The following is a 17,827-nucleotide window of genomic DNA, read 5'->3' as shown; positions in this document are numbered from 1 at the left end:
TCTGTCTATAATGAACAAATTGAGTGTACACCCGATATTCGGCACTCATGATATAAACTATACAAAGATGAAAAAGAAAATTTTAATGGCAGTAGCTTGTCTATTTTTAAGTGCTACAGGAGTTTTTGCCCAACAACGTCAGCAACGTAGTCCTGAAGAACAAGCTAAAATGCGCGTAGAGCATTTAGACAAATTATTAAGCCTCAATCAAACGCAAAAAGATTCGATCTATAACCTTACATTAAGTCAGGCTCAACAACGGGCTGCACTTCGAAATGATGGTGGAGATCGAAAAGCGAGTATGGAAAAATTTAAACAGCTTCAGGAAATACAAACAACCAAAATCAAATCATGGCTTACTCCTGACCAAGCTAAGCTATTTGACGAACAGCAAGAAAAAATGAAAGAAAGAATGTCTAAACGTTCCGAAAATTAAATAAAGCTATCTTAGAAAAGGCCTTGTAAAAAAACAAGGCCTTTTTTATTTCACGTTCAGTTCTATTCTGACGTTGTCATCACAATTAAGCTCGTCTAACTTTATCGATCCTGTTAACAGTGCAATAACAACGATATCATCAATTTTTGCATTTCACATCACAGATAAAAACCCATATTTCCATGAATTACAACCAGTTAATGTTAAAACTTTGTTAAAGTAACATAGTTGATACAATAAAAGACCCCTTTCCGAGTTTTTATAGCAAGATCGTTTAATTGTAACTTTTTAAATACAATAGATATGAAAAAGCTAATTTTAACAGGAATAGGATTTTGCTTGACTCTCAGCCTGATGTTTGCACAACAGGTTAGTCCCGAGGATGCAGCTGCTAAAGCAACGACTGAACTTGTACAGAAACTGCATCTGAATGATGAGCAAAAAACTGCGGTATCAACCATTCTATTGGATCAGGTAAAAGCAGAACAGACAATAGTAAAAGATAGTGGGTCTTCTGCTCAAATGAAAAGCGAAGCACTTAATAAGCTACAGACTGAAGTAGATACCAAAGTCAGTCAATTACTTACCGAAGATCAGAAATCGCTTTATCAAAAAGTCATAACTGAAAGACCAGCTAAAGCTGTGCCGACCGCAGCTGAGCCTACGAAAACTGAATCTGGTCAATAATCGACAACAAAGTAAAATTAGGTAGCAGAAAAACATTGAATAATTTCATCTAAAATTGAACATCATGAAAAAGTTATTTTTAGCAGGCATAGGTTTCTTCCTAGCGATGGGCCTAACATTTGCACAACAAACAACACCGGAAGAAAATGCAACAAAGGTAGTGACTGAATTAGTCACAAAGCTGACATTAAATGACGAGCAGAAAACTGCGGTATCAACAATCGTATTGGATCAAGAAAAGGCTATAGCGGCTGTCATTCAGGATTCCACGACTAAGGTTGACGTCAAAAAGGAGAATATAGCCAAAATACAGGGTGAATCAGATACTAAAATAGCTCAGTTGCTAACAGATGAACAAAAAGTTGCTTATCAGAAATATGTTACTGAGCGACCTCCAGTAAATATTCCGGCAACGCAAGAAACAACAGAACAAAAAGAATCCGGTAACGGACAGAGCAATCAACAACAATAATCATTCGAGAACGAATGAAAAGCCTCTGGACATGCAGTGCATGTCCAGAGGCTTTTTTATGCCTTACAGCGTCTTAAATACATCAAAAAAGGGCTGTCCATATTACTTGGACAGCCCTTTTTGTTTTTACTTACTGTAATTGATATTAAGATTTCAATTTTTTCATAATATCACTTACATAAGTCTTAAATTTCTTGTCAGTTTCAATTAAATCCTCTACGGTTTGACATGCATAAATGACTGTCGAGTGGTCTCTTCCTCCGAAGAATGCTCCGATCGATTTTAGTGAAGATTTGGTATGGGCTTTTGCTAAATACATCGAAATTTGCCTGGCCTGCACGATTTCACGCTTCCTCACTTTCGACTTTACCATATCTACAGGAACTTCAAAATATTCACAAACTAATTTCTGAATAAAGTCCATTGAAATTTCCTTATGGGTATTCTTCACAAAATTCTTCAACATCGATTTTGCTAAGCCCAAATCAATCTCTTTCTTGTTCAATGTAGACTGAGCCAATAATGAAACCATGGCTCCTTCCAACTCACGAACACTATTATCGATTTGTGTTGCGACATATTCCACTACATTTTCAGGTAAATCAATACCATCAGAATACATCTTCTTCTTCAAAATTGCCATTCTCGTCTCAAGATCAGGAATTTGAATATCTGCAGATAATCCCCATTTAAAACGACTAAGCAAACGTTCCTCCAAACCAGCTAAATCCTTAGGCGCTTTGTCTGAAGTTAAAATAATCTGCTTTCCAGATTGATGCAAATGATTAAAAATATGGAAGAAAATATCCTGTGTTTTTTCTTTACCAGCAAAATTGTGCACATCATCCATAATGATGACATCCATTGCTTGATAAAAGTTAACGAAGTCATTGATCGTGTTATTTTTCAATGAATCCACAAACTGTTGACAGAATTTTTCACAAGACACATAAATGACCAATTTATCGGGAAGATTTCTTTTGATTTCATTTCCGATTGCTTGGGCAAGGTGTGTCTTTCCCAAACCAACATCACCATAAATCATCAAAGGGTTGAATGAAGTACCACCTGGTTTATTCGCTACAGCATAACCTGCAGAGCGAGCAAGACGGTTACATTCACCTTCGATAAAATTTTCGAATGTATAGTTTTGATTCAATTGCGGATCAACCTGCAATTTTTTCAATCCAGGAATAACAAACGGATTTTTGATATCCCTATTTAAAGATACCGGCACAGGGATAGATTGCCTTTTCCCTTCTGCTCCATTGCCATTCGATGGAAGATTAGTCGTATAAGGATGAGAAGCTGAAGACTTCTCTACTACAATATTGTATTCCAATCTACCTTGCTCTCCTAAGAATTTCTTTACGGTCTTGCGAAGAATTCCTACATAGTGTTCTTCCAGCCACTCATAAAAAAATAAGCTAGGCACTTGAATAGTCAAAACGTCACCCTCCAAACGGACTGCTTTCACAGGTTCAAACCAGGTCTTGAAACTTTGTGCTGGTATATTATCTTTGATAATCGAAAGACAATTATTCCAGACACTTGAATACGTTTTTTCCATTCTAAAATTGTTAATAAGTTGATTTACAATACGCGACAAAAAATATGTTGATAACTTTCTCTGAGAACGAAGATGACAAAAAAAAATCAGCTAAAAAACTAAAATATAAAATAATTGATAAGATACTATATATCAGATTTTTACCATGTAAAATTGTGGAAAACTAGCGCTAAAATTGATCTCTAAAAATAATTATTAACATTCCAAATTTATTTCAAAAAAAAGAACAAAAAAAGTAGCAAACTTACTACCTATCAGTCTTTAAGGTCTAAATCTAAATTAACCAAAATAATAGCTAATTACAATCTTTAGTTCATATATTTTTAATATTAAATTTATAAGAATTTAAAGCCAACTTAACATCATTGTCAGAGGACTATTAAAGTTATTTATGCATAACCATAAAAGAAAAATCAGTGCAAATTATATCTCAGAAAAAAAAAAATTGTAACAGATGAGATTAATTGTAAACTTAAACATACGCACACTTGGCAAACAAAAAAGGAGGTCCATATGGATCTCCTTTTTTGTTTGTCAAATATATAACTCTTATCCGACCATTGAACTGGTCAATTTTCCATTACAAAGTTTTTTAGCTTCTGCTATGATCGCATTCGCATCGTAGTGCGCATTCTTCCACTGTGCATTTTGTTCAGCATGTTCAATGATCTTATCCGGAATACCCAAACGAACAACCTGGCTATGATATCCGTGATCGGCCATAAATTCCAATACAGCCGAACCTATGCCCCCTTGTAAACTTCCATCCTCAACCGTGATAATTTTACCAAACTTCTGAAAGACCTGATGGAGCAAGGCTTCATCCAATGGTTTAGCAAATCGAAGATCATAATGCGCTGGATGTATTCCCAATTCATTTAACTGCTGTACCGCTTTAACAGCTTCATTTCCTATCGCTCCAAAACTTAAGATAGCAAGCTCCTCTCCTGCTGTTATAAGACGTCCCTTTCCTATTTCTATTTCTGTAAATGGACGACGCCAATCCGGCATAACGCCATTTCCTCTCGGGTATCTGATAACAAAAGGACCTTTATTAGGCAACTGTGCAGTAAACATCAAATTTCGCAGTTCCTCTTCGTTCATCGGAGCAGAAACTGTCATGTTTGGGACACATCGCATAAACGCTATATCATAAGCGCCATGATGTGTAGCGCCATCTGCACCGACCACTCCCGCACGATCCAAACAGAAAACAACATTTAGATTTTGTAATGCAACATCATGGATTACTTGATCATAAGCGCGTTGCATAAAAGACGAATAGATATTACAGAACGGTAATAATCCCTGTGTTGCGAGTCCTGCACTGAACGTAACCGCATGCTGCTCAGCAATACCAACGTCAAATGCGCGGTCAGGCATAGCTTTCATCATAATGTTCATAGAAGAACCAGAAGGCATTGCAGGCGTTATACCCACAATCTTATCATTTTCTTCCGCAAGCTCAACTAAAGTATGTCCAAAAACATCTTGAAATTTAGGCGCTACCGGTTTATCATTCGAAGACTTCTTGATCTCACCCGTAATTTTATCGAATAAACCTGGAGCATGCCATTTCGTCTGATCTTTTTCAGCTAACGCAAAGCCTTTACCTTTGATGGTGACGGCATGCAATAATTTAGGGCCTGGTATATGTTTAAGGTCTTCAAGGGTCTTGGCTAATTTCTTGACATCATGCCCATCAACCGGTCCAAAATATCTAAAATTTAAAGATTCAAAGAGATTGGCATTTTTTAACAAAGTTCCCTTTATGCTTTTTTCCAGTTTTTTGGCAATACCAAGTGCATTTGGACCAACTTCCGAAATCTTGGTTAATACAGCTGCAATATCGTCTCTAAAACGATTATATCGTTTTGAGGTTGTAATACTTGTCAAATACTCCTTCAATGCACCTACATTAGGATCAATGGACATGCAGTTATCATTCAGAATAACCAAAAGGTTGGATTTGGAAATACCGGCATGATTCAATGCTTCAAATGCCATTCCACCAGTCAACGCACCATCACCAATAACCGCGATATGCTGACGATCCTTTTCGCCCTTTATTTGGGAAGCGACCGCCATACCTAATGCTGCAGAAATAGATGTTGATGAGTGCCCAACGCCAAATGCATCGTATTTAGATTCAAAACGGTTAGGAAACCCAGAAATTCCGTTCTCAATTCGATTTGTATGAAATATATCGCGACGCCCCGTTAGGATTTTATGCCCATAAGCCTGATGACCTACATCCCAGATCAATTGATCGTATGGGGTATTCATTACGTAATGTAACGCCACCGTTAACTCGACGACTCCCAAACTTGCTGCAAAGTGACCACCATTAACCGAAACCTGATCAATAATAAATTGACGTAATTCCAGACTCAACTGTTCTAATTGGTCTTCCTTTAGCTTTTTAAGATCAGAGGGATCGTTTATTTTACTTAATAGTTCTCCAGCCTCAAACTGCATAGTACTGCTATTTACATGATATGTTCGTACAAAGTAACGACAATTTTATTTAATCTTTAAAATTAAATCGCATTTACATATTGGGGTACAACAAATAAAATAATGAATAGTTTGTATCGAAGTTATTCCAAAAGATTTTATATGTAAATTTGTATAAGATATGCAAGTAGAAGAAGGCTACGAAATCAAGCTTCCTCAATTTGAGGGACCTTTTGATTTATTATTATTTTTTATCGAACGGGATGAACTAAATATCCACGATATACCGATTTCAAAGATTACAGATGATTTTTTATCGTATGTGAGCCAAATGCAGGCGCTCAATATGGAAATGGCAAGCGAGTTTATCTTTGTTGCTTCAACACTGATGCGTATTAAAGCTAAAATGCTCTTGCCTCGTCTAGATCTAGACGAAAATGAGAATGAAATCGATCTTAGAGAAGATCTTGTTCAAAAACTTATTCTCTATAAGCAATTTAAAGAGACCTGTGAAGATTTGAGAGCCTTGGAAGAGGATCGTCTCAAACTATACAACCGAGGCAACATACGCTATGATATCCAACAGAGACTAAAATTAGATTCTACCGGAGAAAATTTGGATAGCTTCGACCTTTATAGTCTAATGATGATTTACGAGCAAATGATGTATCAATTCCGTAATCGTCCCCCTGAAGTAACACATACAGTTGTCAAATATCCATACACCATTGAACAACAGAAGAAAGCAATAGCCGAACTAATTGAAATCAATAAAAAATTGGATTTTCAAGAAATTCTTAAAAACTCAGAAAATAAAATACAATTTGTCTATAACTTTTTAGCAATTCTTGAAATGCTGCAACAGAGATTATTACAGATCGAAGTGGGCTTAGGCTATAACAATTTCAATGTAGGTGAAAGAGATCCAAATGAGGCGGAGGAACTCCGGCTTGAAGAGCAAGAAGCATAAAAAAAGACCTGTCTCGAACAGGTCTTTTCGTATCAATCTTTTTTCTGAAAAGCATTCCAACCTTGGGCTGTTATCGGATAAAGATTCCCAGATTTGGAAATCATCTCACAACCTTCGGATCTTGGCGTCATATAACCAATAATGCTGATATCCGGTAAGTTTTTGATTTTATCATGATCAGCCTGAGCTATTGTAAACAGTAGTTCATAATCTTCACCGCCATTAAGTGCAGCTACGGTTGGATCAATGCCAAATTCCCGCCCTGTATCATAAGTCATCTGATCCAATGGAATCTTTTCTTCATATAATCTGCAACCTTTGTCAGATTGTCTGCAAATATGTAGAATTTCTGATGCAAGCCCGTCTGAAATATCCATCATCGCTGTGGGCTTGATCCCTAGCTTGGCAAATAATTCAACAATATCTTTCCGGGCTTCAGGTTTCAATTGACGTTCAACGATATAATCTTTTCCCTCTAAATCAGGCTGTACATTTGGATTTTCTAAATAGATATCCTTTTCACGCTCCAAGAGCTGTAAGCCCATATAAGCTGCTCCTAGATCACCAGACACACACAAGAGATCACCTTCCTGTGCACCACTACGATAAACGATCTGATCTGCATCAGCATGACCAATGCTTGTCACAGAAATAACCAAACCCTGGGCTGAAGCCGAAGTGTCTCCCCCAATTAGGTCAACATTATATTTCTTACAGGCAATCAAAGCTCCCTGATAAATCTCTTCTACAGCTTCCAATGGAAATTTTGAGGACAGACCTATTGAAAAGGTAATTTGCGAAGCTATTCCATTCATCGCGTAAATATCGCTCAAATTGACCTGAACAGCTTTATAACCTAGATGTTTTAACGGAACATATCTAAGATCAAAATGAATCCCTTCCAACAGTAGATCAGTAGATATCAAGGTTTTCTTACCTCCAAAATCTAGAACAGCAGCATCATCGCCAATCCCTTTAATTGTGGATTTTTCTGTTAATTCTACAGCTTTTTTTATATAATCAATCAAACCGAACTCACCCATTTCTTCCAAATTAGTTCGCTCGGTGTTATCAAAATCAAACATGCTAAAAAGTTTAAAAGTTTAATATAGATAATGCCAGCTGATAATCATCTTCCAAAGATTTATTTGGATGGCATTACAAAATAAGTATTACTATAAGACCAATGACTCCCCTGCTCATACATTGGACTCTTTCATTGAACTACATATAAACAGCTCAACGAAATCATTATTGATCATTGAAAACCAATCAGTTATTGTCTTGGTTATGATCAAAAATTATGCAGATTTCTATAAGCCTAAACTTGCCGATATTTCCAACATACGTTCAATAGGACGCTGGGCTCGGAGAATAACATCCTCGGGAAGAAGGATTTCGGGCGATTCATACTTCAGACAGTTATATAGTTTCTCAAGCGTATTAAGCTTCATATGCGGGCAATCATTACATGCACAGGCATTATTAGGAGGTGCAGGAATAAAAGTCTTATGTGGACTTGCTTTTTGCATTTGGTAGAGAATACCTGATTCTGTAGCAACAATATAAGCTTGGGCCGTATCTGTCTGGGTAAATTTAAGCATGCCGGCAGTCGATCCCACATAATCAGCTATCGCCAGTATATGATCTTCACATTCCGGATGGGCAATAAACTTAGCCTCGGGGTGCTCGCTTTTCAAACGATCAATTTTATCTTGAGAAAAAATTTCATGGACCATACATGCACCGTTCCAAAGCACAAGATCTCGTCCTGTTTTCTTTTTAACGTATGCTCCGAGATTACGATCCGGGCCAAAAATGATTTTCTGACCCACTGGCAGGCTCTCTACGATCTGAACAGCGTTACTAGAGGTACATACAATATCGGAAAGCGCTTTCAATTCCGCTGTACAGTTTACATAAGTGATGACCAAATGATCAGGATATTGTTCCTTAAATTTAGCGAAAAGATGCGGAGGGCAAGAATCTGACAGCGAACAACCTGCTTTGGCATCTGGCAAAAGAACCTTCTTTGTCGGTGAAAGTATTTTAGCCGTCTCAGCCATGAAATGTACTCCAGCAAAAACAATTACATCTGCATCAGTTTTCGCAGCTTCCTGGGATAAGCCAAGGCTATCTCCTATATAATCTGCTATATCTTGAATTTCAGACTCTTGATAATAGTGAGCCAAGATGACAGCGTTCTTTTCTTTCTTTAATCGTTGGATCTCTTTAATCAAATCCAGTGAGGGATCAATCGGAGCATCGATATAACCTTTTGCTTGAAGCTCATAATTTACAATTTCCATGCGAGTAGTTTCAACTTTTATGAACAGCAAAAATAAGCATTGTTAGATATATAAAAGTCAATTAAAAGCAAATTAATCAGGTCATGGTAATATACCTCTTGCTTGAATGTGCCCCATTATTAGATAATAACAAATAAAACACTGATATAAAACGTATTATTAATCAGTAACAGATTACAACGGATTTGCCAAGTCCAGCTTATTGGGTAAAGTCAGTTTGCAAATTTGATCGAACAACTGCACCTATTGCCCAATTCCATGATCTTGCAGAACCGACAGCTAAATACCTATTTCAAAATACAAATCAACCGTTTGCAAGTATTAATAGTTAAATTAGTTTATATAAAGTTTAATCAAACAATATTACGCCCATATAAACTCTTTTAGACTTGAATATTTCGGAAACTATTCGAACTCTTCATTTATACCAAAAGCTGAAAGGGTTTATTTCACATTATTTCTATCTTCGAAAATCAGTTTCATCTACATCCAACCTTCATAGCCTAAGGAACGTTTTTAGGCATATTACAAAACAATGAAAAATATAGCACAAAAGGAAGCTTTATTTATTAACATTTCAGATTAAAAAACGTTTTTGAGCTCGTATAGGAGAGATTAATGGATTCTGGATTGATCTATAATTTTATATCAAATTCTCAGCGAGTTCATTCGGTAAATTTTAAGGAAATTGTGCATGCATCCAACACTGAAACCGTATAAATAGCAACGAATAAAAAACAAACGCTCTTACAATCGTGTATAGCTTATTTTGTCATTACGGTCTTTATATATGCCATTCTAATTGCAAAGATTTGAAGTTTATATATTCGCCATTTACCAACTTATACAGCAACGAAGGCTAGAATGGGGCCAAAACCAATTTTCCTAAATCAAAATTGGTCATAGATAATCAATAGAAGGCGATAATTTCTAGAATAAATGCTTTTAGAATTGCATATAAAAATAATAGCAGCTTGTAAAAATGAATATAGGACTCTAGTAAGGGTAAACTCACGCTGATTCAGGGTCAATAGCGTTGAATTAAATAGTTCAAAATAAACCCAATAAGAATTGGATATTTATAAAAAAATATAAAAGAGTAGAGTAGAAGGGAATCTAGAAGAGAATAGTTCGCGGAAATTGAAATATCCGACTAAATAACGGCTACAGAATCCAAAATAAAGCGGATGAGAATTAAATATTGACTACTGTAATCGAGGGTAGTGTCTTTATTTAATTCTAAGAGGGTTTAATAAAATTTTTGCAAGTTAATTTCACAAAATTCAAAAGCAATAATAAATACAACTTAAATAAAATCAATTATACCCAGTATCTGGATAGGAATCGAGTAAATAGCTCCCCTCGACAGCTCAATATAACAGAATCGGACTGTATATCCCGCTAGACTGAGCATCTGGCAATCATTATCGCATAAATTACAAAAACTCAGCACATGTAAGTTACAAGATATTAATTAATATAAAGAGAAAGATAAACTTGTTACAGATTATAAATTTTCAATTTTATATTTAATTTAATGAATTAAAACGCTTCATACTCAAATATATAGATAATATTAAAAGAAAACACTAAATATGCGACTGACAAAGCACTTTCAAAACAATTTAGTCGCTTAGAATTAAATATTCGAAACAAATAGCGAATCAAGTCAATATATTCGACCTATAAGAGCTTTATTTTAGAAAAATACGCCCTGAGAATGATCTAAAAAAATACTAAAGAACAATAATCCACAATATTCGAATGTCATTGATCTAAATTTGGATAATTCCGACATCTAATGAATGTTGGGCTGCAAATATAGTAAGATTGTTTGTTCTACAATAAATTATTTAAAGAAATTATTTGCAATCCAAAACTATAAACAAGCTAATCTTCGAATTCACGCTAGATCGTAAAAAATTTACTATTTAAACGCATAGAATGCGGTAAAAAGTATTGAAAACGAATTTTTAAAAAATATCCAATTTTAAACGGGTTTATTTTTAAATAATCGCCTTTAGATTCTGTTCAAAATTTAATGCTGTCAAAATCAAATGGATATTTTAGCCAAATCCAAATACAATCGCCCAGATCCAGGAATAAAAAATCCCAATAACCAAATCCGTTACAATTTTCATTTTGAAAAATTTCGCATTCCAATTTTAACTTGTTGACAAAGCCATATTCAAATATTTTTGGTTATGATTAGCAAATAACCAAACCTAAAACGACTTAAAATCCAAATAATAAAATCAACTAAATTGCCTTTTTCAAAGAAATTTTCAAAGCAAAAATTAGTAGCTATTAGAATTCAATAAAAGAATTTATCTGGTTGAAAGCCAAAAATATTGAAATCTCATAGCACCCAAATGAGAATTAAACCTTTTCTTCATCGATTTCTATCAGTTACAATCCAATTAAATTGAAATAAGACCCTACAAGGGAAAATATTCAAGTATAAAACAGCTTAAACGAATTTTTCCTTGAAAAAATTATAAATAACGCGCTGAAACTACATTAAATCCATATGTAAAAAAAAATAAAATAAATATCCAATCCTAAAGCGCTTTAAAAGCCAATAGGAAATTAAAAAAATAATATAAACTCAATTAGAATTAAATATTTCAATAGGGGACTCTATAATTCCCCGATATTGAAATCTAACGGCCTCTAATCGAACTTGACAAAACTAAACAAAGATTTTCAAACGTATTCCACAATCTTTTTTTTCAATAAATACTAATTATTTAAAATAGAAAATCTCTTATTGTTTATTATGGTGTGGAAAAGTGGTATAAATTCCTTTATTCCAATTTTGATTTTAGGTTTTTATGGAGTTTTCAACAATTTTTCAACAGGATTTGTCTATTAAAGAGCTGATTTTTAAAATTCTAATTTATCGTATTTTTTATTTTCCATATTTTTTTGTTGAATAGTTTTTGTTTGGAAAATGTGGAAATCTAGGGATTTTTGTGCGGAAAAATTTTAGAAATAAGGCTTCAAAATAGGGGATTTGTGAATTGTTAAATACTTTTCATTTTTATTTAACCTTTTATTTACACGTTTTCCACATTTTTCGTTAATTTGAATCGTCACTTTTGGGGATAGTTTGTGAATTTTAATTTATATGGCAGATAGAAAGGTAGATTTTTTGGTCATTGGATCAGGTATTGCTGGATTAAGCTTTGCTTTGAAGGCATCGAAATTCGGTAAAGTATTGATAGTCACTAAGTCCAATGAGGATGAGTCTAATACAAAATATGCGCAAGGGGGAGTGGCTGCCGTTGTGGATAAGTCTGATAGCTTTGAAAAGCATATCATTGATACTCAGATTGCTGGGGATGGTTTATGCGATGTTGAAATTGTGGAAAACGTAGTAAGAGAAGCGCCGGAACGGATAGCAGAACTTATTTCATATGGCACATCATTTGACAAGGAGGAATCGGGCTTGTATGACCTGGCAAAAGAGGGTGGACATTCAGCTCATCGTATTTTACATTATAAAGATATAACCGGTTATGAAATTGAACGGGCATTATTGGCTCAAGCACATAGTGATCCTAATATTGAAATTGTAACGCATTACTTTGCCATTGATTTGATTACACAGCATCATCTGGGTGAATACGTGGATAAAAATAGGGAAGACATTACCTGTTATGGAATTTATGCTTTTAATACCTCATCACATTTAGTTGATCAGATTTTGAGTAAGGTCACCGTGATGGCCTCTGGGGGAGCTGGACATGTTTATTCGAGCACAACAAATCCAACTATTGCGACTGGAGATGGTATAGCGATGGTGTATCGGGCAAAGGGTAAGGTACGTAATATGGAGTTTATGCAATTTCACCCTACTTCTTTATATAATCCAAAGGATTCGCCTGCATTTTTGGTATCCGAAGCTGTACGTGGATTTGGGGGGATTTTAAGGAGGATCAATGGTGAATCTTTTATGGAGGAGTACGATGAACGTGCTTCTTTGGCACCAAGGGACATTGTTGCTAGAGCTATTGATGCCGAAATGAAGAAGTCGGGAATTGATTATGTTTACCTCGATATTACGCATCGGGATAAGCAGGATATTATCAAGCATTTTCCAAACATTTATGAAAAGTGTCTTTCGATCGGACTGGATATGGCGAAGGATTTTATACCAGTTACACCGGCGGCGCATTACCTCTGCGGGGGTATCTATGTAGATGATTTTGGACGCAGTAGCCTTGTTAATTTATATGCTTGCGGTGAGTGTTCTTCTACTGGACTACATGGTGCAAACCGATTAGCTTCTAATTCGCTTCTTGAAGCACTTGTTTATGCACATCGTATTTTCTTAGACGCCACAAAGTCGATAGGATTGATTAACCATATTGTTGACGTTCCGGAATGGGATGACTCTAAAACCTCACTTTCAAATGAGGATATTTTAGTAAGTCATAATTTGCGCGAATGCCAAAAGATTATGAGTGACTATGTTGGTATTGTGCGTTCCGATTTTAGGCTGGAGAGAGCCCTAAAGCGATTACATCTTTTATATGAGGAAACTGAGGAATTTTATCGGAATACAAGGCTTTCTGTTAAATTGTGTGAATTGCGTAACGTTATTCAAGTAGCTTATATTGTGACAAAATCAGCTATGTTGAGGAAAGAAAGCAGGGGATTGCATTATACAACGGACTACCCGAAACATTCGGAGGTACTACAGGATACAATTTTTTAAGGAACATGGCACTTATTTTACCTGTTTTAGATATATCTCCGGTGATAGCCGAAGAATGCTTCTTAGCTCCTAATTCAACGATTGTGGGAGATGTAAAGATTGGACATCACTGTTCGGTATGGTTTAACGCTGTAATACGTGGGGATGTCAATTATATTCGTATTGGTAATTATACGAATATTCAAGATGGTGCTGTTATACATTGTACCTATAAGAAATGCGGTACAACGATTGGAAATTATGTGAGTATAGGCCACCAGGCTATGGTACATGGATGTATTTTGGAAGACCATGTACTCATTGGTATGGGAGCTATCGTTATGGATAATGCTATTGTTGAATCGAATGTTATTGTAGCAGCTGGGGCAGTAGTTTTGGAAAATACACGTTGTGAGTCGGGATTTTTATATGCTGGGGTACCTGCAAAAAAGATAAAGGCACTTACTGAAGAGCAGAAAGATCTATTGCAGCAGTTACCACATAATTATGTTCTGTACAGCTCTTGGTTTTAGCTTAATCGAATTAGCAGTATTTAAAGTTATTATTTTGGAATGGCCTCAATTATTCTTTTTTTGAGGCCACTCAATGAAAAACTATCTTTTTGTTCCCAGTTAGCACGTATAGTAAATACTTTATTTAGATATATAACAGGTTCCGGAAAGGTTTTCTTTTCAACATCTCCAGTATCCCAGAGTCCATTATCGTTGTCGTCGCGAATTACACGTATGCTATACTTTCCTCCTGGATACTGTTTGTATACGACGGCCGGATTGTTCATGTTTATTTTGTCGACGCGATAGACTTTATCTTTTTTCTCATTGATTAACTCTACCAGATATGTTGTATTGCTATCTAGATCTGTAAAATCAAATGTCAGATCTCCATAGTTTTCACTATCGTCATAGGTCAAATCCAGCTTTTTCTCTTTATTTTGCTCGCCAAAATAGCCTGTTATGGCGCCTTCCGTAAACTCAATTTGGTACTTTTTATCTTTTCTCCAATTATATCGAATATGGTAGATATTGGTATTCGCTGTATCAACGGCAAGTTGGTAATTGGTTCGGATCAATGAGTCTTCTTTGAATTTCAACTTGGTTTTATCTATATTCTTGATCGGTGTGAATGCAGATACCTGAAGGTGTGTAATCCGATCGACTCGCCCATTATTTGGGGTAAAAATTGGCTCAATTGTCTGCTCTATTTTTACATTCCCTTTTCTAATTAGAATGGTGTCCAATGGTCTTTCATTTTCTGTCAGAACTAGCTTTAGGGAGTCTATTTTTAAATTTGGAATAAACAAAGTAGCGGAGTCCGATGTATTTGAAAAACGTACTATTTTATCTTTGTTGTTTACTTCATCATTTAGGATATTGAGTTTGGGTTTGTCCACTCGCCTATTAAAAATAAGAAGTATACTTCCATTTTTTTCAAATTTCTTCTCTTGCGTTCTAAACTTTTTTGGGGTTCCTTTGAATATCTCCAAATTGATATTGTTTAAGTCTCGCTCTAGTACGATAGAGTCTTTTAGGAAACCTATTTCTTCATCAGCGCCATTATAGATCCTATCATTGTTCTTTTCTTGAAGTGCGTAAATGCGATAGGTTCCTTCTCTTAAATTGTTTAGTTTGTAATTACCTGCAGTATCCGTTGTCGTAAATATATTCGCTTTCTTCTTGCCGAAAATAGAGTCTTGGCTAATGGGGATCAATAAGACTTTAACATCTTTTTGGACCTCTTTAGTTATAGCACTTTTTACATTACCTGATATACTGAGCGAATCTATTTTATCTCCTGTTGCGAATACGTAAGCATAATTGACCAATGCATTTCCTGCGTTATAATCGACTAGTCCTTTACCGAAATATATGCTGTAAGTAGTATTTTTTTCTAGAGAATCAGGTAAGGTAATTTCTAGATTTTTTTTCTTGACCTTGAATTCTGGGTTACTACCCATGTCGGGCGTAATACTGAATTCTTTTTGTTGATTTGCCAGTTTGATATACTCGTCGAAAGTGATTACTATTTTTTTTGCTGTAAAATTCTTCGAAAAATTCGTAGGACTTTCCAATAGTATTTTCGGGGGAATGGAATCTTTTGGCCCCCCCGTAGGCTGTTGTATGCTCGCACATTGTATAGACAAGCCAATAAGCATAATAAACATGCTTAAAATAAGTAATCTTGTTTTTAAGCTACTTTTTAGCCTTTTTGAACCACTTTTATTTTCTTTTAAAGAAGTTGTCATAAAAAATAGAATATTGTCTTAAATCGCTTATTTTAAGCTATGTGATGTTTTGTGTGTAAATATTTGTTTACCAGGTATTTAGCTCATGTGAACCATCAATACGGTGATATCAGAGGGTGAAACACCCGAGATTCTTGAAGCCTGCCCCAGTGTACGTGGTTTTACCTTTGATAGCTTTTGTCTTGCCTCAATGGACAATGACGTTAGCAAGCTGTAGTCGAAATCAGGGTTTATTTCTCTATCTTCCATCTTCTTCATACGATTAACTATTTCCATTTCTTTATCGAAATAGCTTTCATATTTGAGATTGATCTCTGCTTGTTCGATGGTATCGTTATCAAATTGGGATACATAGTGTGCAAAGCCTTCATCTCCTTTCAGAATATCTTGGATACCAACTTGTGGTCTCGCAAGTACATTACTCAATCTTGTTTTCTGAGGAAGTGCACTCGAGCCAACTTCCGCTAACACCGTATTCATCTTTTCAACATTGGTTGAATTTTGTTTTAGATACTCTATTATTTTATTTGAGTTATCAATTTTGTCTTGTACTTTTTTGAGTCTTTCTTCTCCTACTAATCCCAATTTGTAAGCTAAGGGGGTTAGGCGAATATCAGCATTGTCCTGGCGTAAAAGTAGACGATGTTCGGCTCTTGATGTAAACATACGGTACGGCTCTTCAGTTCCTTTTGTTACCAGATCATCTACCAATACACCTATATAAGATTCGGATCTTTTTAGAATAAGTTCCTTATCATCGTTGATGCGTTGATGAGCATTTATCCCGGCTAGGAAACCTTGAGCGGCGGCCTCTTCATAGCCAGTAGTCCCATTGATTTGTCCCGCAAAAAATAGATGTTTCACCAATTGGGTTTCTAGGGTAAGATCCAATTGCATTGGTGGAAAGTAGTCGTATTCTATGGCATAACCTGGTCGGTACATCTTCGCATTTTCAAAACCTGGGATTAATTGCAAAGCTTTCAATTGTACATCTTCTGGCAATGAGGTAGAGAATCCGTTGACATAGATTTCTACTGTTTTAAAACCTTCTGGCTCCACGAATATCTGATGCCTTTCACGCTCGGCGAAGCGATTGATTTTATCTTCTATTGAGGGGCAATAGCGTGGTCCCAATCCTTTGATACGTCCAGTAAACATGGGTGATTTTTCAAACCCAGTACGAAGCATTTCGTGAACTTTATCATTTGTGTAGGTAATCCAGCAACAGCGTTGTTCAGTAGGTATTTCTACATCTGTATAAGAAAACCGCCCTCTTTTTTCGTCGCCCCACTGTTCTTCCATCAATGCATAGTTGAGGCTTCTCCCATCTATACGGGGTGGTGTCCCTGTCTTCATTCTTCCTGATTCGAAGCCAAGGGAAACAAGTTGTTCGGTTAAACCTGTGGCTGCCTTCTCTCCTGTTCTGCCGCCTCCAAATTTCTTGTCGCCAATGTGAATTACACCATTTAGAAAAGTTCCATTAGTTAGCACGACAGCGTCCGATTCTATTTCTATCCCCATCGAAGTGATGACACCGCAAGCTCTTCCATTTTTAACAATAACTTCTTTTACGGTATCTTGCCACATATCTAAATTTGGAAGAGACTCTAATTGTAACCTCCATTCTTCCGCAAACCGCATTCGGTCATTTTGTGTACGTGGGCTCCACATAGCTGGACCTTTCGATAGATTAAGCATTCGAAATTGAATGGTTGATTTATCTGCTATGATACCGGTATATCCACCCATAGCATCTATTTCTCTTACAATTTGTCCTTTTGCGACTCCACCGATTGCGGGGTTGCAACTCATTTGGGCTATTACCCCCATATTCATTGTGATGAGTAAAGTGGACGAACCTAAGTTGGCTGCTGCCGCCGCCGCCTCACATCCGGCATGACCTGCACCAACTACAATTACATTATATTTTTTAAACATTTTTCTGTTCTTGTTCCACGTGA

The 17,827-nt window shown here is 35.9% G+C and carries 12 protein-coding genes; 6 read left to right on the top strand and 6 right to left on the bottom strand.

Annotated features, from left to right (window positions below; all coding sequences use genetic code 11):
* Positions 1-67 precede the first annotated feature (67 nt).
* From M2419_RS15315 to M2419_RS15305, 3 genes are all read left to right on the top strand, one after another.
* Positions 68-436: a hypothetical protein gene (locus tag M2419_RS15315; protein WP_147420956.1), complete on the top strand. Its 369-nt coding sequence runs from the start codon at positions 68-70 to the stop codon at positions 434-436.
* Between the two features lie 303 nt (positions 437-739).
* A complete protein-coding gene (locus tag M2419_RS15310; protein WP_259255313.1) occupies positions 740-1,123 on the top strand; it encodes a hypothetical protein in 384 nt (127 codons plus the stop codon).
* Positions 1,124-1,187: 64 nt separating this feature from the next.
* Positions 1,188-1,595 (top strand): hypothetical protein, encoded by a 408-nt coding sequence (locus tag M2419_RS15305; RefSeq protein ID WP_153845284.1) that lies wholly within the window; start codon positions 1,188-1,190, stop codon positions 1,593-1,595.
* Positions 1,596-1,740: 145 nt separating this feature from the next.
* Here M2419_RS15305 and dnaA read toward each other — a convergent pair whose 3' ends face one another.
* A complete protein-coding gene (gene dnaA / locus M2419_RS15300) occupies positions 1,741-3,165 on the bottom strand; it encodes a chromosomal replication initiator protein DnaA (RefSeq protein WP_046672557.1) in 1,425 nt (474 codons plus the stop codon).
* Positions 3,166-3,714: 549 nt separating this feature from the next.
* Complete coding sequence (gene dxs, locus M2419_RS15295; protein ID WP_153845283.1) at positions 3,715-5,643, bottom strand: 1-deoxy-D-xylulose-5-phosphate synthase; 1,929 nt, start codon at positions 5,641-5,643, stop codon at positions 3,715-3,717.
* 160 nt (positions 5,644-5,803) lie between these two features.
* On the opposite strand from dxs, the gene M2419_RS15290 reads away from it, so the two are divergent.
* Positions 5,804-6,592, top strand: a complete 789-nt coding sequence (locus M2419_RS15290; RefSeq protein ID WP_153845282.1) for a ScpA family protein — start codon at positions 5,804-5,806, stop codon at positions 6,590-6,592.
* A gap of 32 nt (positions 6,593-6,624) precedes the next feature.
* Here the strand turns inward: M2419_RS15290 and thiL are convergent, their stop codons facing one another.
* Together thiL and nadA are read right to left on the bottom strand one after the other, a co-directional pair.
* Positions 6,625-7,677, bottom strand: a complete 1,053-nt coding sequence (gene thiL / locus M2419_RS15285; RefSeq protein ID WP_153845281.1) for a thiamine-phosphate kinase — start codon at positions 7,675-7,677, stop codon at positions 6,625-6,627.
* A gap of 228 nt (positions 7,678-7,905) precedes the next feature.
* Complete coding sequence (gene nadA / locus M2419_RS15280; protein WP_153845280.1) at positions 7,906-8,901, bottom strand: quinolinate synthase NadA; 996 nt, start codon at positions 8,899-8,901, stop codon at positions 7,906-7,908.
* Positions 8,902-12,031: 3,130 nt separating this feature from the next.
* Between nadA and nadB the strand changes: the two genes are divergently transcribed.
* Both nadB and M2419_RS15270 read left to right on the top strand, forming a co-directional pair.
* Entirely contained in the window at positions 12,032-13,624 is a 1,593-nt protein-coding gene (gene nadB, locus M2419_RS15275; RefSeq protein WP_088163399.1) for an L-aspartate oxidase, read from the top strand.
* Between the two features lie 5 nt (positions 13,625-13,629).
* On the top strand, positions 13,630-14,136 hold the full coding sequence (locus M2419_RS15270; RefSeq protein ID WP_153847929.1) for a gamma carbonic anhydrase family protein: 507 nt from the start codon (positions 13,630-13,632) through the stop codon (positions 14,134-14,136).
* A gap of 29 nt (positions 14,137-14,165) precedes the next feature.
* Here the strand turns inward: M2419_RS15270 and M2419_RS15265 are convergent, their stop codons facing one another.
* Complete coding sequence (locus M2419_RS15265) at positions 14,166-15,866, bottom strand: Ig-like domain-containing protein (RefSeq protein ID WP_153847930.1); 1,701 nt, start codon at positions 15,864-15,866, stop codon at positions 14,166-14,168.
* A gap of 78 nt (positions 15,867-15,944) precedes the next feature.
* The gene (gene mnmG / locus M2419_RS15260) at positions 15,945-17,804 is read right to left on the bottom strand and encodes a tRNA uridine-5-carboxymethylaminomethyl(34) synthesis enzyme MnmG (protein ID WP_259255312.1); all 1,860 of its coding nucleotides are present in this window, start codon (positions 17,802-17,804) and stop codon (positions 15,945-15,947) included.
* Positions 17,805-17,827 lie beyond the last annotated feature (23 nt).

It is taken from the genome of Sphingobacterium sp. BIGb0116, assembly GCF_024808035.1.
GTDB classification, from domain to species: domain Bacteria; phylum Bacteroidota; class Bacteroidia; order Sphingobacteriales; family Sphingobacteriaceae; genus Sphingobacterium; species Sphingobacterium paramultivorum.
The sequence above is the reverse complement of the archived record's forward strand: the minus strand, read 5'-3'. Positions and strand labels throughout refer to the sequence as shown.